This is a genomic window from Pseudarthrobacter sp. AG30 (genome assembly GCF_003116525.1).
In the GTDB taxonomy this organism is placed as follows: domain Bacteria; phylum Actinomycetota; class Actinomycetes; order Actinomycetales; family Micrococcaceae; genus Arthrobacter.
In genome coordinates, this window is the sequence record NZ_QEHL01000041.1 from 1 (window position 1) to 19288 (window position 19288).

Annotated in this window: 17 protein-coding genes; 8 read left to right on the forward strand and 9 right to left on the reverse strand. The window is 62.0% G+C overall.

The window, feature by feature from the left end; genetic code table 11:
- Positions 1-351: 351 nt before the first annotated feature.
- From DC347_RS21000 to DC347_RS21035, 8 genes are all read left to right on the forward strand, one after another.
- Positions 352-639 carry a hypothetical protein gene (locus tag DC347_RS21000; RefSeq protein ID WP_109864358.1) on the forward strand — a complete coding sequence of 96 codons (288 nt, stop codon included), beginning with the start codon at positions 352-354 and terminating at the stop codon, positions 637-639.
- 252 nt (positions 640-891) lie between these two features.
- Entirely contained in the window at positions 892-2013 is a 1122-nt protein-coding gene (locus tag DC347_RS22230; RefSeq protein WP_368665772.1) for a type IV secretion system protein, read from the forward strand.
- Positions 2006-3505 carry an SCO6880 family protein gene (locus DC347_RS21010; RefSeq protein ID WP_109864360.1) on the forward strand — a complete coding sequence of 500 codons (1500 nt, stop codon included), beginning with the start codon at positions 2006-2008 and terminating at the stop codon, positions 3503-3505. Before DC347_RS22230 ends, DC347_RS21010 begins: the two co-directional genes overlap by 8 nt.
- 227 nt (positions 3506-3732) lie before the next feature.
- A complete protein-coding gene (locus DC347_RS21015) occupies positions 3733-4947 on the forward strand; it encodes an ATP-binding protein (RefSeq protein ID WP_133247125.1) in 1215 nt (404 codons plus the stop codon).
- A gap of 290 nt (positions 4948-5237) precedes the next feature.
- Positions 5238-6767: a type IV secretory system conjugative DNA transfer family protein gene (locus tag DC347_RS21020; RefSeq protein WP_165838105.1), complete on the forward strand. Its 1530-nt coding sequence runs from the start codon at positions 5238-5240 to the stop codon at positions 6765-6767.
- On the forward strand, positions 6754-7266 hold the full coding sequence (locus DC347_RS21025) for a hypothetical protein (RefSeq protein ID WP_109864363.1): 513 nt from the start codon (positions 6754-6756) through the stop codon (positions 7264-7266). The genes DC347_RS21020 and DC347_RS21025 overlap by 14 nt, the downstream gene beginning before the upstream one ends.
- Before the next feature lie 183 nt (positions 7267-7449).
- A complete protein-coding gene (locus DC347_RS21030) occupies positions 7450-8499 on the forward strand; it encodes an ArdC-like ssDNA-binding domain-containing protein (RefSeq protein WP_109864364.1) in 1050 nt (349 codons plus the stop codon).
- Positions 8500-8556: 57 nt separating this feature from the next.
- A complete protein-coding gene (locus DC347_RS21035) occupies positions 8557-9048 on the forward strand; it encodes a single-stranded DNA-binding protein (protein WP_109864365.1) in 492 nt (163 codons plus the stop codon).
- 120 nt (positions 9049-9168) lie between these two features.
- On the opposite strand, the gene DC347_RS21040 is transcribed toward DC347_RS21035, so the two are convergent.
- The 9 genes from DC347_RS21040 to DC347_RS21085 form a co-directional block, all read right to left on the reverse strand.
- Positions 9169-9453, reverse strand: coding sequence for a hypothetical protein (locus DC347_RS21040; RefSeq protein WP_109864366.1), 285 nt, complete (start codon positions 9451-9453; stop codon positions 9169-9171).
- 653 nt (positions 9454-10106) lie between these two features.
- On the reverse strand, positions 10107-13661 hold the full coding sequence (gene mobF / locus DC347_RS21045) for a MobF family relaxase (protein ID WP_240617893.1): 3555 nt from the start codon (positions 13659-13661) through the stop codon (positions 10107-10109).
- A gap of 607 nt (positions 13662-14268) precedes the next feature.
- The gene (locus tag DC347_RS21055) at positions 14269-15273 is read right to left on the reverse strand and encodes a hypothetical protein (protein WP_109864368.1); all 1005 of its coding nucleotides are present in this window, start codon (positions 15271-15273) and stop codon (positions 14269-14271) included.
- The gene (locus DC347_RS21060) at positions 15273-15755 is read right to left on the reverse strand and encodes a hypothetical protein (protein WP_133247128.1); all 483 of its coding nucleotides are present in this window, start codon (positions 15753-15755) and stop codon (positions 15273-15275) included. The genes DC347_RS21055 and DC347_RS21060 overlap by 1 nt, the downstream gene beginning before the upstream one ends.
- On the reverse strand, positions 15742-16635 hold the full coding sequence (locus tag DC347_RS21065) for an oxygenase MpaB family protein (RefSeq protein ID WP_240617891.1): 894 nt from the start codon (positions 16633-16635) through the stop codon (positions 15742-15744). The genes DC347_RS21060 and DC347_RS21065 overlap by 14 nt, the downstream gene beginning before the upstream one ends.
- 128 nt (positions 16636-16763) lie before the next feature.
- The gene (locus DC347_RS21070) at positions 16764-17276 is read right to left on the reverse strand and encodes an SRPBCC family protein (RefSeq protein ID WP_109864370.1); all 513 of its coding nucleotides are present in this window, start codon (positions 17274-17276) and stop codon (positions 16764-16766) included.
- A gap of 160 nt (positions 17277-17436) precedes the next feature.
- On the reverse strand, positions 17437-17784 hold the full coding sequence (locus DC347_RS21075; protein WP_109864371.1) for a DUF202 domain-containing protein: 348 nt from the start codon (positions 17782-17784) through the stop codon (positions 17437-17439).
- The gene (locus tag DC347_RS21080) at positions 17784-18179 is read right to left on the reverse strand and encodes a YidH family protein (protein ID WP_109864372.1); all 396 of its coding nucleotides are present in this window, start codon (positions 18177-18179) and stop codon (positions 17784-17786) included. Before DC347_RS21080 ends, DC347_RS21075 begins: the two co-directional genes overlap by 1 nt.
- A 28-nt stretch (positions 18180-18207) precedes the next feature.
- The gene (locus DC347_RS21085; RefSeq protein ID WP_109864373.1) at positions 18208-19173 is read right to left on the reverse strand and encodes a formylglycine-generating enzyme family protein; all 966 of its coding nucleotides are present in this window, start codon (positions 19171-19173) and stop codon (positions 18208-18210) included.
- Positions 19174-19288 lie beyond the last annotated feature (115 nt).

Sequence of the window (19288 nt, forward strand, 5' to 3'; positions counted from 1 at the left end):
AGTTTTTCATGGCCGCTAACACCGACCCTCACCTCGTTACCCAACGTCCGTTAGTCAGACAACTCGCTGACGTCTCTGCGAGATCGACATCGCCCCCGGTCATGCTCGGCCCGGTCGACTTAATCGCCACGCCAGGAACCATTGGACGCCGAGAATTTCGCCTGAACAGGGGAAAAACGGGCCTGAGTGACCCATCTCCTACCTCAACAACGGGGCGGGTCATTGCACGTCTGGTCGTCACGCCGCTCGATAGGCGTGTTCGAAGTTCAGGTCATGTCGTTCCATGCTTCACCTCCCATGAACTTGTGAGCTCATCTGCTCACTCCATGGAATACGACGGACGGAGCACCCATGTTTTTGGCAGCGGTGGACCCGGGAATCACGCCGAACGCGAGTTTCCCCTTCCTTGAATCGCTCAAACAAATTGGCGGCGGCATCCTTGTCGGCGCTTTCATCATCATCGCCATCGTGGCGATCATCGGCGCAGCCCTGCTGCTGGCCGGCAAGCTGAGCCAATCGTCGCGCCTGGCTTCCAGCGGAGGCGTGATACTCCTCTGGACAGGCCCCGTGGCTGCCATCCTTGGCGGCATCAACGGCTACATCCTCTGGTCGCAGACCGCATTCCCTCTCGGGTTCTAGGTCATGCCCGTTGAGTGCGATCTCAATGGATGGTGGCCACCCGGATGCGGCCTGGTATCGCAGGCCAACGACAACGCCCTCGGCGCGGTCACGTCACTGTTCGCAAACATTCTGCAGAACATGGCGTCGTGGCTGTGGGCCTTCATCACGGGTGCCTTCACTGTGTCGAACGTCGACGACTCCCAGTGGCTGTCCATCCAGGGACTCACGAGCTGGTGGGTGATAGTAATGCTGACTCCGCTCGCCGTCGTAATGATCTTGCAGCTGCTCTCGGGTCTCATTAGCCAGCAACCAAGACGCATTGGAAGAGCTTTGATAGGCGGAGCAGTCGCGATCCCATTGGTGGGCGCCGCCGTGTACCTCGTCCGGCAGTTGACGAGGGCAACAGACCTGGCGTCTGCCGCCCTCCTCCAATCGATTGGGTCCGACCCCTATCTTGTCTTCATGCGGCTCTTCGGCTTTGAACGAGCGCCGCAGGGAAGTGGCCGGGAATGGAACTTGGTTTCACTGGCTCCCGGAAACACCGGCGGCCCGGCGGGCGCGGCCGTGGTGACCATGATGGCAGTCGTGGTCGTCTGGATACTCGCCTTCATTCTGATGTGCTCGATGATCTTCCGCTCGTTCGCCCTCGTTGTCCTCGCCGCCGTCGCCCCCGTGGCCCTCATGCTGCTGCCTTGGGACAAGACAAAATCCTGGGCTCGCCGCTGGTGTGAGGTCGTCATCGCGTTGGTTGTGGCCAAGCCCTTGGCTGCAACAGTCCTGGCCGTCGCCGTAAAGCTCTTTGCCGATTCCAAGTCCTTCGCGGGCTTGGCAGCCGGAACCGTAGGCATGGCCCTCGCATGTGGGGCACCCATGATGGCCCTGCGCCTCGTGAGCTTCGCTGGAGGGGAACTCGCTGCAGCTGCGCAAACGGCGGGCGGTGGCCACGTGCTCTCGCGAAGCAGCAGTGTTGCGGCCCGGCAAATCAGTCGTCAGGCAGGCGGCCGACTGATTCTCGCAAACATGGTGAGTCGTTCCGCCATGACACGGCCCATCAGTTCAAGCCGTAACGTCTTCCCGACACAGGTGTCAGCTCCTCCTGTGCCCGCCGGGTTGACCTCACCGGGCCCCGATGGAGGACAGAGAGCCTTGAAGACAGGATCGTCAACCGGATCACCGGGTGCACCGCAGTCCGCGGAAACCACAGGGTTCGTGCGTGTAGGTCCACCGAGCCAAGGCGGCGCGGTTCCAGCGCGAGCCCGGCAAAGCACGCCTACCGAACCGGGACCGCGAGCGCGGCCTCCCGCTAACACCCCAGGTCCGTCGAGCCCGCAACCTCCGAAACCCCAGCCACCCAGAATTGATCCTCCGAAGGGAGGCACCCCTCATGTCTGAAGACGGGCGCGCGTTGGAAGCCGTCAAATTCCCAAGGTACGAGCGCCGCGGTTTCTTCCTCGGACTCAAGTGGTATCAATTGCTCATTGTTGCCGCGGGAGTTACCGTCGCGATCGTTGCATCAGCGAGCCATGGTCCAATCGGACTATTCACCACTGGGCCTATGTGGCTCGTGCTCATACTGCTCGGAATACTGCAGTACTCCCGTGTCCCATATCCAGTCTGGGCACAACAGATCGCAACGTTCTTCTACCGCGCAGCTGTGGGCCAGACGAGGTTCCTCGCAAAGCCTGAAGCTCCACGCATCGCCGGCCGACTTGCCCTTCCCGGCGGGTTGGGCAATCTGGAGATTCGAACTACCGCCCGTGGGGAATGCTTCCTGGTCGATGGCCACGGCAAGGAGGCAATCGTAGTGCTGCGGTGCAGTACGCGGTCCTTTGCTCTCCTGGACGCTGACGATAAAGCGTGGGCAGTCCAGGCCTGGTCACGGGTTCAGGCCGGCATGGCCCAACGGCAAAGCATTGCCCGCATCGCCATTCAGGACTACACCGTGCCCTACCCGTCATCGGCACTCTGGGAGTTTTACAGGGAAAACGCCCTGCCGGCGCGAGACAACAAGGAAGCCGCTGGGTGGGGCCATCGTGCATACGAGGACTTACTGGGGGCCGCCGGCTCGGCTATGAGCCATGAGCTGGTCGTCGCGGTTGTCCTGGACACGAGTAAGGCGCGACGGCGGATCAGGGAGTCGGGCGGGGGAGTCACCGGCCTTGAACACGTCCTACGGCTCGAAGTCGATGCGATACGAACGTCGCTGGGTACTCACAACGTCAAGGTCGAGGAATGGTTCGGCGAGGCGGGGTTGCTTGCCATCATTCGCGGCGCTTTCGATCCTGCCCTTTTGCCCGCCGGCAAAGCGATGGCCGCGACAGCTTCGGCGTCGAGTGCACCAGCAGCAGAGTCGACGGATGAGCTCATGAGGCAAGGCCCGATGGGTGTAGAGGAGCACTGGACCTACCTGCGGACAGATTCCGGCTTCCACCAGACCTTTTGGATTGCTGAATGGCCGCGGCAGAAAGTCTTCCCGGGCTTCCTCCACCCTCTGATCTATGTGGGCGAATTCCGCCACACCTTCACCGAGGTTATTCGGGCGGTACCGACCGCTGAAGCTCTGCGCGACATCCGTTCAGCCCAGGAAGCCCACGAGACCCGTCGCCGTATCAATGCCCGCTTCGACAGGCCGCTCACGCGTGAGCAAAGGGCCGAGGAAGAAGAAGTGACACAGAGGGAAGAAGAGATTGTCGCCGGCCACGGTGACGTCCGTCCGGCCTCTTATATGACCGTCACAGCGACCTCACTGGAGGACTTGGCACGACACCGCCAGGAGCTTGAGTCCGCGGCAGCGGGAGCTTTCGTTGAGCTGCGGCTTCTCTACGGACAGCAATGGGCGGCTTTCGTTGCGAGCGCGTTGCCCTTGGGAAGAGGACTGCGGTGAACAAGACGAATGGCAGCTTCGAGTACCTTCCGTTGGGGGTAAGTCGGGGGGATCAGAAAGCACGACGGCGGTCCGCACCTTGGGCGTCCAAGCGGGCGAGTGCTCCGTCGGAGGATGAACAGCCCGGACTTCAGAAGCTTCGCTTCACGGGAGATTGGGGGAACAAGGAGCCGAACTCGCTCCGGGGCCCACACCGGTTGCGTCCGGCACCGCACCGCGCCTCGACCATGACATTCGCGGCCGCCTACCCGTTCCTCACAGAGTCCGGGCTGGGGCATGAAGGCACCTACATCGGAACCGATGTCTTCGGGTCAGGAGCCTTCTCCTACGATCCCTGGATCCTTTACGACAAAGGGATCATCAGCGGCCCATCCATCGTCGTTATCGGAACCGTCGGCACAGGCAAGTCGATGTGCGGCAAGTCGCTCGTCGCGCGGTCCATCACATTGGGCAGGAAAGCCGCCGTCGCCTCCGATCCCAAGGGTGAGTGGGTTGCCGTCGCCAAAGCTGTAGGCGGAAAGGTCATTTCCGTCGGACCAGGCCGTCCCGCACGAGTAAATCCACTGGATGCCGGGCCACGGTCAAGCGCCCTCACTGAAGCACAGTGGCAGGCTGTTGTTCGCCAGCGGCGCCGGTATCTCCTGGTGGCACTTGTCTCCCTCATGCGTCAAGGAATGCCGCTCCGACCCGTCGAGCACACGGCCTTGGATATCGCCCTCATGGAAACAATGGCGGAAAACTCCAACCCCACGCTGCCCATGGTGCTTGACCATTTGCTGCGACCGTCGAAGGAGATGGTAGCTCTCGTCGGGGTCGAGGGCGGAACCGCCGTCAGCCATTCCCTTAGACGCACGGTGTCCGGTGATCTCGAGGGCATGTTTGATGCTCCGTCCACCGTAGCCTTCGACGCGGACGCCCCAATGATGGTGATGGACACTTCGGCGCTCATTGGGGCTTCGGAGCAAGCCCTGTCATTAGCGGCCGCTTGCGGCGCTACCTGGCTGGAGGCGGCGATCACCAATCCCGACGGCGGCAAGCGCCTTGTCGTCTACGACGAAGGTTGGCGGATGCTCGCTGATCCTTACATGCTGGCGAAGATGAGCGAACAGTGGCGTTTGGCCAGAACTTACGGCATCGCCAACCTGCTGATCATGCATAAAGTCGCTGACCTCAACGAGATTGGTGACAGCACCAGCGGACATCGGCAGAAAGCCCTGGGTCTCCTCACCGAAGCGGACACCAGGATCATCTACCGCCAGAAGCACGACGCAATGCGGCTTACCAAGGAAGCGCTGGGCCTTACCGAAGCCGAGTGCGAGCACGTTGAGAATCTTCCGAAGGGCGTCGGTCTCTGGAAGGTCGGCAACCGCTCCTTCATCGTTGCCAACCGGGTGACAACGGACGAGTTGGACGTTTTCGGGACTGACGGCAGGATGCTGTGAGACAGCTAGTGAGTTCCCGGGCTGCCAGCGACAATCCGCTCGTCACCGCTGCTCTCGTTGGAGCGGCGGCTTACGTATGTCTCTGCGCGTTGGTGCAGGCCGCGGCGCAGCTCGCGACCTCTTGGCGCTGCGGCGCCTTGCCGCCGTCGCCCTTCAACCCGGGTGCCGTCGTCGGACTTTTGGCCAACAGGATGGACTGGATAGTCATCCGCCGTGGGGACTGCGCAGTCGGCACGGACAGCGTTTGGTGGATCCTGGCTCCGTCCCTGCTGCTGGTCGGAGCGCTCGCCGTGGCTGCGCTGGTTGCGTGGAGGCGGTGGAAGCAATCGGGGGCATGGCTCCGGCAGGACATCCTGAACCGGGACGGGGTTGCCCGTCGCGCCGAAATCGTCCACGACTTTGGGGCGAGGGCGGTGCAGAAGCGGGGGAAGTTCACGCGCCCGGGACTGGTGAAGCCTTCGGTGCAGGATCTGTCCTGGACCCTGGGCCGATCCCGCGGCGTCACGGTCCACGTTTCTACTGAAGAATCGATGGTGATCCAGGGTGCTCCCCGGTCCGGCAAGGGCCTCTACGTGGTTATCAATGCGATCCTCGACGCGCCCGGTGCCGTCGTAACGACGTCTACCCGGGCTGACAACCTTGTAGTGACCATGAAGGCAAGGGCTTCTGACGGGCGCCCGGTGACGGTGTTCGATCCCCAGGGCATGTCAGGCTTGCCATCGTCCCTCCGCTGGTCACCGGTGCGGGGATGTGAGGACCCGGACGTTGCCACCCGGCGAGCGCTGGTCATTACCGCGGACACGGAGATGAAGGGCGAAAACGCTGCGTGGCAGAAGCGCTCGCTGATCGTCCTCCAATGCCTGCTCCATGCTGCTGCCCTGTCCGGCGAGGGAGTGGCTGCATTCCGACGCTGGTCCTCCAGCCCTGTGCTTGCCCGGGAAGCGCTGGAAGTCCTGGGCAGGCCTGGCGCGGCGCTTGGTTGGCAGTCAGACCTGATGGGAATCCTGGAAGACGACCCTCGGAATACCTCGAACTCTTGGATCGGTGTCTCGGCAGCGGTTGCCCCGCTGTCTTCTCCGAAGGTTTTGGCTGCACTGAACCCGCAGGATGAGTCCGAGGAGTTTGATCCGAAGGCGTTCATTCGGGAACGGGGCACGCTGTATTTGATCGGCACGCGCGCTGGCGCGGCTGCCGCCGGTCCATATCTTTCCGCGCTGATCGACGACATTGACAGCGCGGCACGCGAAATGGCGTTCGTTTCGCCAGGCGGCAGGCTTGAGCCGCCGCTGTCCCTCATACTCGATGAGATCGCCAACCTGGCTCCCTGGCCGGGCCTGCCCGTGGCGCTGGCCGATGGCGGTGGCATCGGCATCTCCACCCTGGTCGTCCTCCAATCCCTCTCCCAGGCCCGTTCCGGCTGGTCCATCGATGAAGCGTCAACAATATGGGACTCCGCCATCATCAAGGTGATTTTCGGAGGTGGATCTGACGAACACGATCTCCGATCGCTAGCAGGTCTGCTCGGCGAGCGCAGTCTGACGCTCACCACGCGTTCCTGGTCGTCTCAGGGTCGGCAGGACGGTGAACAGCTTCGCGACCGTCCTGTGATCGCTTTGGACGAGATTCGACGCCTCCCTGCTGGCACCGCACTCATGCTGGGCCGGCGCACGCGGCCGATTTTGCTGGATCTCCTGGAATGGCACAAGCGCAAGGACGCGGGGGAACTGCGCCGGCTGAAGGCTGAGATGGAGCGCCTGTTGGCCGACGGGCACAAGCAGCGTCAACAGAAGACCGAAGGGACTCCCGATGCACAGCCGTGACAACGTCGACGAATTTGACGTTCCCTGCTCAGGTTCCTTTGGGGACGACGAAATCACTGCACAACTATTCAGGTCGGCATTTGCCGGGCCGGCTGGCCCCAAATCCGTCACCCGCCGATGGCGGGAGATGACCACCGAGCAATCACAGGAGGCATGGCGATCGCTATTTGCCTGGGTGCGATGGCTCGTGGCCACCTATCAACTGACGACGTCGGTCGTCCCGGACTGCTGGTGGCGTCACCCTGAGATCGTGGCCGAGTTGTACGCGCTGCACCGCGCGGAGCTGGCCTCTTACACGACGGACGATCCGGGCTTCGGCCCGCTTGCCTTTCACGAAAGGCTCCCACACGCCGTCGAACGTCTGAGGACGCACACCAGGGCGGCGGGATGCGTCGGACTGCAGGCACACAAGGAGCCCGCACCGCGCATGCTTGCGAACGACGATCCGGCCTTCCTCGATTGGTGCAAGGCGGCCCATCAACTGGTTCCCGAGTTCTAGGTCATGTCGCTGGGATGATCCGGTCACCATGAACCGGTGTCTGCGCAGCTTAGCTGCGGTCCAAGAAGCAGAAGGGTGGCTGTCGTGGCCGCTGCACCCGAAGTTCCGTCAAACCCAACCGCTGGCCCGAACTCCCCGTTGGAGCCTCAGCGACTGGCGCCCGAGGAACGTGTTGCTGCCTTGATGGACGGACTGCACTCGATTCTTGAAAAGGCTGTCGAGTCGCCATCACATTGGCAGGTTCTCCTTGACGCTTCCGCCAGCCTGTGGCGCTATTCCGGCGGGAACGTTGCCCTGCTGATGATGCAGATGGCACAGCGCGGTACCGACGAGCCCACGCTCGTGGCGGGCTTCAAGGAATGGGAGCGGCACGGGCGGAATGTTCTTCGTGGTGAGCATGCCTTGTGGGTGATTGCGCCAAGGACGGCCCGCGTTCAACAGGTGCTCTTACCTGACGGCACGCGTCACCGCATCCCTGTTGGCGAAAAGGCTCCCAACGGCGCCGTTGACGAGGGGAAGAAGACGCTCATCACCGGCTGGCGGGGCCAGGCGGTCTTCGACGTCTCCCAGACCGAGGGTACCCCGCTGCTGGTTCCTCGAGCAGCTGCACTCACGTCTGTCGAGGTGCCGCGGCTATGGGAGTCACTGGCTGCAGTTGCCCGCGCTCACGGCTTCTCAGTGCAAGTCACGGACTCGCAGTTCGGGCTCACAAGCGGATTCACGGACTTTGCCCAGCATCGCGTTCAGGTGGGTGGCTGGCTTAACTCAGAGGAACGCGCAGCGGTGCTCGCGCACGAGCTCGGGCACGTTCTGCTCCACGGCCCGAACGACAAGGTGGGCAAGCTGTATGGAAGCAGCGTGGACCACCGCGGGCTGGCCGAAGTCGAGGCCGAGTCAGTGGCCTACACGGTGCTCAAGGCGCACGGAATTGATAGAGGGCCTCAATCAGCAAGCTATCTGTCGGGCTGGGCTGACGCAGTTATCGAAGCGGAGCGGTCAGCAGCCGAGGCTACTTCTGGAAAGCCGCCGGCCTCACGCGTGGATATTGCCAAATCAGTGCTCGGCCGGGTGACCGCCGCAAGCAAGGTAATTCTTGAAATGACCGATCCGCCAGGACTGGGCGGGAAGGTTCCGGCTGCGGAAGCCTCCCTGCACGTTGAAGGCCAGGAAAACTATGCGGGCGTGAAACCGGCAGAGGAACCATCGCGTGGTCTGGAGATTTCTGGCCCGTAAGGCCGGCTTTGAAGCGTGGGATGGGAAAGTCCCGTCCGCGAAGGAAGGACGCACGACATGAGCACCAAAATACCGATCAACATCGCCGGCAACCTCGTAGCAGATCCGGATCTGACCTACGGTGAGTCGGGGGTGGCCCACACCAAGCTCCGCGTTGCGGTGAACCAGCGCGTCCAGGGGCCAGACGGATCCTGGCATGACGGGGAACCTGTTTTTCACAACGTCTCCGCGTTCCGGGCGCTCGCCGAGAATGCCTCCAATTCGCTGAAGAAGGGCGACCCCGTCACCGTTTCGGGTGAGCTGGAATTCCGTTCCTTTGAAAAGGATGGGGAGCGGCGTGAGGCTCGTCGGATCGTAGCCGAGACCATTGGCCCGGACCTTCGCTTTGGTACCGCTGCATACCAACGTTCTGCGCGTGCCGCTGGGCCTGGCGCTTCAACAGAGGCAGGCCTGCAAGCGGCGCCGGAGCCGACGTACAACATCGCAACCAAGGGGCCGGTGTCGGTATCCCCTTTCGGCGAGCCGGCGCGGAATGAGGTTAGTCTCTGACCCTGCGCCGTTGGGAGGGCCTGCTGAGCTTGCCCCCTAGCGAGACATGGCAATGGCCTGGTCCTTCCGCGGAGGACCAGGCCATTGTCGTCCTGTCACGCTGATGGGCCGCGGTGCCTGCTATAACCGCGAACTGCCCTTCCATTCGTCCGGTTCCACCCGCTTGATGCACGAAGAGTGGGCCCATCCCATGTGGTACTTGCCGGAGGAATCCAGCCATTCGATAAGACCGTACTTGTGAGTCCAGCCAACGGCCTTGCCATAGATTCCGCCGACAAACACTAACGGCCGGGCATACTTCGGGAAGTCCCGAATAGGCGCCGGATCATCGATCGGACGGCTGGACTCAGCGTCCATCCGGGCCGTCATGCGCTCGAGGTCTTCTGGCGAGCCGGACTTGATCACGCAAACAATTATAGAACATATGTTCGAATGCGGTTTGTGGGGGACCGGTCAGTGAGAGGAGCTTCAGGTATTAGGTGCATTCAGTGCGGTAGCCCTTACAGCACCCACCGGGCGCCCTTCGGCAGGAGCCCAGGCCAAACAATCGACCGCCTGAATGAAGTACGTGTCCGGCCATGGCGCGCCAGGCATAACCTGGGCTGGGTCCGGGGAGATGAGTAGGACCGATCCGGGCCAGATCGGTTCCGGAAGCGACTCCAGCCAGGCCCACTGAGTGTGGTTGAAGCGATTCCATCTGATCGTGACCCAGGAGCCGGTGGGCTGCACTGCGTCAACGCTAACCAGCGTCACCTCCGCTGTTGTGCCGCCAAGCGCTTTGGCATTGCTGAAGGATCTCCACTGTTCCGTCGCCTGTTCCAGCCAGGCCCGACGTTGTCTAGTCCGTCGCCACCATTGCCATCCAGTAAGTAGTGCAGCAGCGAACAGCGTGGCGCAGCCTACTAACTTTGCGGAGATGGGAACGCCGGCGGAGAGAAGGAGAACCGGAGAGAGGGCAGCCGCGCATAGAACAACCGCGCTGGCCAGTACCAACCCGGCTGTCGCAACTCTCGGTTTCACCGCTGGGTTCACGACCAATGTTCTGCCTCTACATCAGCTTAGATCTGCCAGCCGGAACTCGTAAGGACGACGTGCTGGGATCGATGCATTTCAGTTGTACTGTTCTCGGGCTGCGGGGCGGCCTGAGAGCTTCTGGCGGTCTCAATTGCTTCCTGGAGTCTTTCCCGCTGGCCCAGCTCTTCCCATTCGTAGTCCGCCGGGGGAGCTCCCAATGGCAGGTGAGTATCGTAGATTCCCCATCTGTCCCTGAACAGGGCAACTTCACGAACCAGCCGGCCGAAGGATTCTGTTCCACCGACGGCTGCAGTGAGCTCGTCCTTCCATGGAGCATCCTGCGTCAGGGCAGCCCCGGTGACGGATTCCATCCTTTGCCGGATGCGTTCGCGGACCTGGACGATTATGTCTGCCAACTCGGGTCCAAGCACAGGGAACGATTCGCGCAATGGGTCTATCGCCGACGTGGGTGTTCCTTTTGTGCAGCGGCGAAGCCGCGCGCTAAGGAGGGCCATCGGGTCGTGCACTGAATGGCTGTCCTGCACGGTCCGCTCCATGACGCGCTCTGCGCCGTGACGGCCGACCGCTGTAGCTTTTCGCCAGGCGGCAACTGCAGCGCCCCACGACGGTGACGCGCTTAGTTCCTGCACTGCGAGCGGGGCACGCTTTCCCAGACAGCGTCTGAGGTCCTCACCGGCAGCAATCTGCGCGAGGTAATCGTACTCGGCATAGAGCCGTTCAAGGTTGTCCGCCTTCCTGCTCTCTGCTTCGCGGACCTCGTGGGCAGTCCGCTCGGCACCTTCTGCGGCGAGCACCTCGCCGAGGATGCTGCGCCACGACAGCTGCTGCGAAGGATCAACGGCCTGGTGGTCAGTGTCGTTGCCTTGGCTGACGTATGCGAAGTTGCCGGACCGGCCGCGGGTCATGCTCACGTAGAGCAGCTCGCGGGTTAGCCGTCCTTGGCTGACCATTGTGTGCCCGGTATCGACCGTGAGGCCTTGGGATCGGTGGGCGGTAGTCGCGTAGCCGAGCTCGACGGACGTCTCAAGATAGGTCCGGGGGAGTACGACGCTTGCTCCAGTGTCCCGCCGCACTGCGGCAACTGAGCCGTCGTGCTTGTTGACGGCCCTGACGTCGAACAGCGTGCCGTTTCGGACAAATTCGCCTTCGCTGTCGATGAGCCGGCGATTGTTTGCTCGGGCGATGACGGTGTCACCGGTGCCAGCTTGGAGGCCATCGGTGAGCTTCGCTGTTAACTCTGCATCCACAGACCCCTGGGCCACCAGGTCCGCCCGAGCACGTTCGTTGAGTATGGCGACAGTCTCGTTGTCGGCGGCGATAAGGATGGACGACTTACCGGCGCGTCTGTCGGCCTGCCACGCAAGATACGCCTGGTCCACCATGGCCAAGTAGGAGCCGTGCCGGATCCGCCGATGCTGTTCGTAGTCTGCGATCGCCGAGTAGTCTCCTGCCCGCAGCTTAAGGGACGAGGCGCGCTCCCACTCCTCATGGAACCTCCAGATAGTCCTGAGCCGCGTCGCTAGTCCCTGGCGGTCCAGCCAGCCGAGGACGCCGCCAGCGTCGATTGCGTCCAACTGGCCGGGGTCTCCCACCAGGAGGATCTTCGCACCGGCTTCCTTTGCTTGTTGCGCGAGTGTAGCAAGCTGAAAGGTGGAAACCATGGACGCTTCGTCAATGATGACGAGTTGATTCGGGTGAAGGCACCACCGCTGGTGAGTCGCAGCGATCCGGGCCGCTTCCTGGGCGAATGCAATGCTCCGGCGGTCGCTGTACCTGGACGAAGTCAGGAGGCGCTGGCAATGGAAGAAGCGCTCAGCCCGCGCGGCCGCACCGTGTCCCATCGACTCGTGCAGCCACTTGGTCACGTTCTCGGTGACCATACGAAGTTCCTGGCCCAGCACCTCTGCGCTCGCCGCAGCCGGGGCCAGCCCGATGACACTGCCTGCCCCATGCTCTGCCTCCCAAACCGCCTTCACCGCGCCCAACGTGGTGGTTTTTCCCGTTCCCGCCGGGCCGACGATGGCGTCCAGTCGGTTTCCGCTGAGGACGACGTGGGCAACGGCGGCGCGCTGATCGGAATGCAGCCTCGAGACCTGCAGCGGGCGACCACTGTCCAGGGACTCCATGATGATTTCTGGGCGGACAGCCGGGCCGCCATCGTCCTCCCTTGCTGTCATGATGGCGTCCTCGGAAGCGAGTGTTGAAGCGTCCGTGTAGAGGCGTGACCCATGGAAGTCGAAAACGCTCCGGTGATTGAGCTGCAGGTCCGGGCCAGCGTTCGATGGAAGGGAATAGCGGTAGTCGTTCAACGGCACTGATTGTTGTTCGGCAGCGGTTGCGACTGCGTCTATCAGGGCGGCCCGGTCTGAGGGCGTGCGGCAGCGGATTTGGGCGCAGACTCTTTCCGCTTCGGCGAGCAGGTTCCAGCGGTTCCAAGTTGAGCGCTTTCCAGCGACCCGCTCCCTGACCACGGTAGCGACGGCGGGGGTCCAGTCGGGAGCGAAGTCCGTGAAGGCAAACGGGGCGATGCGTGAAAGGTTGATTGTGTGGGCGAGGACGTCAGCTGGCTGGAAACCTCTGGCAATTGCTCGAGCCTGCCATTGTTCCGAGAGCTGGTGCAGTGGCGTGGGACTCTCGGCCTTCGGCAGGCGTGTTGTAAGAGTTGCCTGCTGGCGGAGCTTGATGGTTGTCGTGGTGGTTGGGGGATGGCCGTGTTCTGCGGTCCATGAAGCCACCAGCCGATCAGTTTCCAAATCGATGAGGCGGGAGCGATTGGAAAATTCCCAGATTAGATTTTCATCGATTCCGGTGAGTTGTTGGCTAGGGTTGCGCGTTGTGGTGAGGGGAGTGCGGATCTCGGGGTCGCACCCCAGATTCCGTTGGAGGGCGTCGAACAGCAGGCCGTTGTAGTGTTCGCTCGCCGCGACCGCTGCTTTATACAGAGCCCGGGAGTCGAGGGTGACCCAGGCTCCGTCGGTGACACGTTGTGTGCGGTTGGCGACAACCAGGTGGGTGTGGAGCTGCGGATCCCCGGTTCGTGACTCCCAATGGTCGAACGCGGCGGCAACAGCTCCTTGCGTGCCGATATGGGCGACTCCGTTACGGCCGGCCCTTGTATGGATGACGTTCTTTTCCAGCCACGCAAGGGTCGCCTCGACCGCTTCGTGGTGGGTTCGCAGGATCTGCTGCTGCTTGCTGTGCGGGCTCAGCGCCCAGAGTACGGACACCGACTTTGGCACGCTGAACGTCAGGTCGAAGCCGACGACCGCATGCCGTTGGGCTGATTGGCCGGGCTGGTTCTCGACAGCGGCAGATTGGGCGTGTGGCCTGCCCAGGGGAGTGCCGGTCTGCGGATGCACCGCCATGTCAAATACCGCTCTTGCGTCGGTTTCCGTGACGGCGTCACCCAGCGACTTACTGATGCCGTTTAGTCCGCCGCCAATCCAACGCCCCTGGGGTGTGCCCGCCTTCATGTAGTACGTGGTGGGGTCCGGGGGAGAACCGGATAAGTCATCCATCATCGTCGTCTTGAACAGGTAGCGCAGACCCGACCGGGCAGACAGACGTGCGATAGACATGGTCACAGTCGAGGTGCCCCTGCCTGATGTTTGCCTGGATCCCATCCCCGCCGGCGGAGGATGTCCAAGGTTCGGACGTCAAGAGCCACTCCCTTGGCACGGGAGATTGAGACAAGCAAGGCCGCGGTGTGGGCCAGGTCCTGCACATTAGTCCGTTGAGCTCGTTTAAGGCGGGCGACCTCCGACTGGAGGAGGTTGATGCTCAGCCGCTGTTCCGAACTCTCGGCTTCGAGCCGGTCGATCTCTGCGGCTTGAGAGCGGAGCTTGGACTGAACCACTTGGCGTTGGCGCTCGCAGGATATCCTCTCGGACTCCAGACGACGCTTCGTAGCCTGCAACTGCGCTTTGAGGTGCGGCGAGCTCAAAGTTGTTGCCGGCACTGTAGAAGGTCGAATTGTGGCTCGGTGGCGACGACTCCGGTGCCTGTTCGCACAACGTTGGGAGCAGAACCGGTGGCTCCTCCGCGTCGCTTCGAAAGTGGTACGGCACTCTTCGCAATTCTTCTGGTTCACGTTGATTCATCAGCGAAGCGCAGCGGGGCAACATGACTGGCCGTGACAGCATCTAACGCTGGCGCCTTGGATGCCAGAGGTGTGAGGGCTGGATTCTAACGAGGAAGGTGGGGCGTGGAGCGGCTCTCGAGTAAGAGCTCGGCGCGTTCGACTACCGACAAGTGGTGTTCGTTGAGGCGCTCGCGGGCTAGGGGACTCGCCAATTCACAGTCTAGGATTTCGACTAGATGCCGGTGAAGGTGGGCTTCCGCGTGGCGGGAGAAGAACACGAGCAAAGCGGGGCGGTGGTCCTGCAGGACCAGCTCTCGCTGGCAACTTGTAACGTCATTCCAAATTGGCTTGATCTGCATGAGAAGTAGCCTTGCCCGCAGCGCGAAGATGCCCTGCCGGAGGCGTCCCGCCATGCGGGGGAGAAGTAGTCCAAGACTGACCAGGAGCACAGCAGCCGTCTCTCCGATCCAGTAGAAGCCTGTCAGTGCGGCAGCTGTTTGACTGTCGGCGCCTTCAGCTGCAATCACAGCGCCGTAGATCAGCCGGTCCAGCAGGACAAGTGCGAAGAGGACGCATCCCCCTGCGATGAGGGAAAAAGCCGACCGGAAGGCCGGTGCGTGCATGTGCGGGACGTTGCTGCGGCAGACCCGGGCTATGTCAAGGCAGACCCACATGATGAAAGCGGAGCCTGTCCAGAGGAAGACTGCCATCCCGGGCTGGTCAGCGTAGGTCAGCGGCAAGTTGGGATCGGTGCCATCCACGCGGCTGGCGAGAAACCCGGCCGTCACTGTGGTGCACACGGCGGCAGCAGCGAATCTGCCCAAGACGAGCTGCCGCCGTCGTACTTCTGTATCTGTAACCGCTGCCAGCAGAATCGCCGTGCGAAACTGCCAGAACCCCAGGAGCAAGGACAAGAGGGTAACCAGGCCGACGCGGTTGTGTCCGCCAAGTAATGGATCGACGGTGTAGTAGACCGCTGGGACATAAAGGGTACAGGCGATCGCAGCGAGGATAGTGGCGCGGAAGACGCTTCCACGGTGAGCATCGAGCGCTGTTGGAAGCCTGAGAACGGTCAGGACCCAGAGTGCGGCGGCAGGGACCGCTTCCATCAGCCGAATACTTGTGGAAATGCCAAGGGCTCGGGCATGGCATCGACGTCGCTGTTGATGATCCGAGTAGCGAGTTGGTCGGCCAAGACTTCAGCCATGAGTTCTGCGCCGTCTGTGTAGCTGCTGCGTCCGAGCACGCGGAGTACGTCCTGGCTTAGGTCAGGCAGGAAGGTCGCGGCAAGGTCTGCGCTAGTTTCTTGGAGGTCATGACAGAGAATCATGTGGCTGAACTCGTGAAGGACGATCTGCTGCCGGTGCCAGGCCGACTTCACGGGGGCATGCAACACGATGTCCCGGTCCGCGCAGATTAGCCACACGCCGCAGAGTTCCGATCCGGATAGGCCAGGCAGTTCATCGACAATGATGGGGCGGCTTCTTTGCCGTTCCAGTTTGTCCTGAATGAGCTGGAGTGTTGGCGCCTTGGGCAACCCAAAGCCTTTCTCGGCCTTGCGGGCTACTTTTCGAGCTTCACGATAGTTCATTGCTTTGGAAGGTTGACGGGTCAGGGACCTTGACGGGGCCGATTTGATCGAGCGAGTAGCCGCCCGGGTACAAAGACGAGCCGGCCTTTCCTGGCGTGAAATGAGGCTTTCGCTGCAACGGCAGCCGGCGGTGGAGGGCGTTGCGGACTGCCAGAATAATTTCCAGGGTGGCTCGGGAGCCTCGGCCGCTGCGGGGGAGCCCGAGGGCGCCAACGAGCCGGTCATCAGCGAGCATTACACTGATCATTCTTGCAGCGAAGGGTCGTAGAGGAAGCGGCAGACGGCTCTGAAAGACCTGAACTGTCGCGTCCATCAGCTTTTGGCCTTCAATCGATGCAGAGACATGGGTTGCCTCGTATTGGTCAAAGAAACGCTCCGCTTCGGCATAGGTCTCCGGCATACCCTGTACGTTCATCCGGGATCCCAACTCTGCGAAAAAACGGGCTGCAGCGGTTAGCTCTGCTCCTGTGGGCGGGCGCCACGCATGCTGCTGGGCCCAGCGAACCGGGACGACCAGCAGGGTCAGAAGGACGTAGAGGTAATCGTCCGCGCTGCCGGGGACGTTGCGGTGAGCGCGATTGAGCAGGGCGACCATGTGCTCTCCCCGGTCGCTATCGAGGCCGCTTGCGATGAGCTCGTAAATGACGATTGCAGTGTCGTAAGAGCGCTTCATGGGACGCTCCAGGATTTCGCCGTTCCGGTAGAGAGTGGCCGCTGTGCGCGGGATAGCAAAATTCCGGTAGTACGAGAGGAAGAAGCCAAGTTCCATGTCTGCCGCCAGATCGTAGAGGACCATGGTGCGGAAGGTGGTTTCCCAGTCGTTCGAGGAAGGGCTCTCCTGGCGCCGGAGGCTGTCAGCGAGGGTGGGATGAATCTTCATCGTGGCCCCCGTTCATAATGCTTGCTACTGCACACTCGAACTGTGGGCTGCGAAGGCTCCCCAGCTCGGCTAACTTGCTTACATCCTAGAACTGTTGTCCTCAGCTGGCTAGGTGAATGTAGACGGGTCTACGCAGGTTTCTTGGCGCGGTTGTTGGCCAGTTCTCGCCGCAAGCCCTTTTCCCCCTGCCGCATCATCAGGGCATGTGCTGCTACGAAGGCCGGAGCGGCAACCGGTGTCAGTACGTTCATCCAGCGTTGGGTAGGCCGTACGCGCCACTCTATGTCCATACGCGTTGCATCGTCTTGCTCTTGGGGGACCAGCGTGACCCGCCCTGTGCCCTGCAAGTGCCCCCCGGCGTCGAACTCTATTTCATGAGGCGCGGCGACTTTCGTGGGGTGGATTGTGATGGTGAGCGTGTAACCCAGGAACGCTTTGAAGTTCAGGTGGGCCGTGGTCGCCTTCAGAATCTCCTCGTGAGCCTCGCTTGGTGCTTCCGTTCGCTCAAGCGGCGCAGCGAAGGTGCAGTGCGGCCACCACTGAGGCCAACTCATATCGATGTCTGCGATGACGGCCCACACCTCGTCAGGTGAGGCAGGGAGCTGCCATGTGGAGCTGAGGTCGAAGAGGCGAGACTTCATACGATTATCTTGGCATCAACTCCAGCATGCCCTGCTCCGCCGGCTTCGCAAGGCAACCAAGGAAGGCATTTTCGGCGTCTCCGGCCTCGTTGAGCATAACTCTGTGCTTCGGGCTGCCGTCGTCGGCGCCTCCGAGCTGAAACGGCAATAGTCCGGAGTTTTAGGCCTTCATCGGCAGGTAAATCACAGTGTAGATTCCGAGGAGGGCGAGAATTGTGACGCTTCCTGCCAGCGTTGCAGTCGAGACGATGTCGGGTTTCATATATTCGTGGGTAATGCCGTGAATTGACCTGTAGAGGCGTCGTCGTCGGGCCACACTGATGGAAGTCACGGCCGAAGCGGCAGCTAGAACGAGAGTTCCTGTGAACCAGCCATGGTATGGGGCCCACCGAAGGAACATGGCGGCCGTGACCACCAGTGACAGCATCGTGCGTCCCCACGCGAGGTCCGTGCGTTCGGGCTGAAGTCCGGGGTCGCTGTGCTCGGGCAGGATGGCGTGACCGGGCATCACGTGGGCCGGATGATGACGAAAGAGATCATGGCTGTTGCCACGAGAGCACCGCCAATTGCCAGCAGGGGAGCGATCGCTGGTAGGGGCAGAGGCGTTTTGTGACGCATGGCGCGTTCGACGTTGATCCAGCGGAAGAACGATCCACCACCGATTAGGAGTGCCAGGACGAGCAGGAGAAGGGCAACGGCCTTGCGGAGTCCTGCTTCGAAGAAATCCGCCATGAACGCTTCGACCGCTATGCCGCCGGCAAGTAATGCCAGCGACGTCCGAATCCACGCCAAAAAGGTCCGTTCGTTGGCGAGACTGAACCGCGGGTCCGGTTCAGCGCCACCCTGTAAGAGCCGGTTGCGCATCCGCCCGCGTCTGTTGCCTGCGCGCGGTTCTGGTGTCATGGTTATCTCTCGTTTCTCAGGGCCTGCACTACGTGGCGGCTACGGTGCGGAATCCGCAATTCCCCGAAGATGAGTCCGGTGTGTTAGATGTCCGGGCGGCGACCCGATAACGATTGCAGTAGGAATCGTGGCAGAGGTAGGAGCCTCCGCGCATGACTCGACCACGGCCGATTGTGGGTCCTTGCGGGTTATAGGTGGGGGAGTTGCGATAGTACTTGGGCAGGAACCAGTCAGCGCACCAGTGCCAGACGTTACCGGCCATCTGGTAGAGGCCGTAGTCGTTAGGGGCGAAGTGTTTCGCGGGCGCAGTACCAAGGTATCCGTCTTCTATGCTGTTTGTAGTAGGGAAAGTGCCTTGCCAGATGTTGCAGCGGTGTAGTCCGGCGGGCGTGAGGTAGTTGCCCCAGGCATAGCGCTTTGCGTGAAGGCCGCCTCTTGCTGCGTATTCCCATTCGGCCTCGGTGGGTAGGCGGCGGCCCGCCCAGGCGCAGTAGGCGAGAGCGTCGCTGTGGGAGACGTGGACGACGGGGTGGTCGGGAATATCCTGCCAGTCCGAGTTGGCGCCGGTTGGGTGGGCCCAGTCAGCGCCGCGGACGTTCCACCACCATGGGGCGCCGGCCGCAGTGCCCAGGACGTCTCGCGGGGCCGCTGTGGATAGCAGATGGAACACGGCCGAGGTCCCGTACGTTTCGGCCTCGGTTCTGTACCCGGTCGCCTGCACGAAGGTGGCAAACATGCTGTTTGTCACCGAGGTCGCGTCAATGCGGTATGCGTCCAGGCTTACCCGGTGCACAGGGGACTCGCCGTCGGTCGGGTATCCCTCGCCGAACGCATCGCCCATTTGGAAAGTTCCTTGCGGAATCAGGACGTCTTCATGCCGAGGTATATCCGAAGATGCAGCCCGCGTTAGGCGGCTTGCACCATCAGCGGCTCGGCTGCTTGACGTACTTCCCTCCCGGGAAGTCGAGCAGCAGCCGTGCGATTCGGAGTTCATCGGAGCCTTCCTTGGCCCATCGTCGCCGATCTGTACCGCAGATTTTGGCCGGGCGTCGTTTGCGGTTTCATTGCCGTGGTGTTCCTTTGAGGGAGTTGGACGCAGATGCCCTGCT

Excerpts from the sequence above, each read along its gene's own strand:
- DC347_RS22230 (WP_368665772.1), top strand. The coding sequence starts at position 892 with ATGATCTTGCAGCTGCTCTCGGGTCTCATTAGCCAGCAACCAAGACGC.
- DC347_RS21025 (WP_109864363.1), top strand. The coding sequence starts at position 6,754 with ATGCACAGCCGTGACAACGTCGACGAATTTGACGTTCCCTGCTCAGGT.
- mobF (WP_240617893.1), bottom strand. The coding sequence starts at position 13,661 with ATGTCTATCGCACGTCTGTCTGCCCGGTCGGGTCTGCGCTACCTGTTC.
- DC347_RS21065 (WP_240617891.1), bottom strand. The coding sequence starts at position 16,635 with ATGAAGATTCATCCCACCCTCGCTGACAGCCTCCGGCGCCAGGAGAGC.
- DC347_RS21060 (WP_133247128.1), bottom strand. The coding sequence starts at position 15,755 with ATGAACTATCGTGAAGCTCGAAAAGTAGCCCGCAAGGCCGAGAAAGGC.
- DC347_RS21015 (WP_133247125.1), top strand. The coding sequence starts at position 3,733 with ATGACATTCGCGGCCGCCTACCCGTTCCTCACAGAGTCCGGGCTGGGG.
- DC347_RS21070 (WP_109864370.1), bottom strand. The coding sequence starts at position 17,276 with ATGAAGTCTCGCCTCTTCGACCTCAGCTCCACATGGCAGCTCCCTGCC.
- DC347_RS21000 (WP_109864358.1), top strand. The coding sequence starts at position 352 with ATGTTTTTGGCAGCGGTGGACCCGGGAATCACGCCGAACGCGAGTTTC.
- DC347_RS21080 (WP_109864372.1), bottom strand. The coding sequence starts at position 18,179 with ATGACACCAGAACCGCGCGCAGGCAACAGACGCGGGCGGATGCGCAAC.
- DC347_RS21030 (WP_109864364.1), top strand. The coding sequence starts at position 7,450 with ATGGACGGACTGCACTCGATTCTTGAAAAGGCTGTCGAGTCGCCATCA.
- DC347_RS21010 (WP_109864360.1), top strand. The coding sequence starts at position 2,006 with ATGTCTGAAGACGGGCGCGCGTTGGAAGCCGTCAAATTCCCAAGGTAC.
- DC347_RS21075 (WP_109864371.1), bottom strand. The coding sequence starts at position 17,784 with ATGCCCGGTCACGCCATCCTGCCCGAGCACAGCGACCCCGGACTTCAG.
- DC347_RS21085 (WP_109864373.1), bottom strand. The coding sequence starts at position 19,173 with ATGAACTCCGAATCGCACGGCTGCTGCTCGACTTCCCGGGAGGGAAGT.
- DC347_RS21055 (WP_109864368.1), bottom strand. The coding sequence starts at position 15,273 with ATGGAAGCGGTCCCTGCCGCCGCACTCTGGGTCCTGACCGTTCTCAGG.
- DC347_RS21035 (WP_109864365.1), top strand. The coding sequence starts at position 8,557 with ATGAGCACCAAAATACCGATCAACATCGCCGGCAACCTCGTAGCAGAT.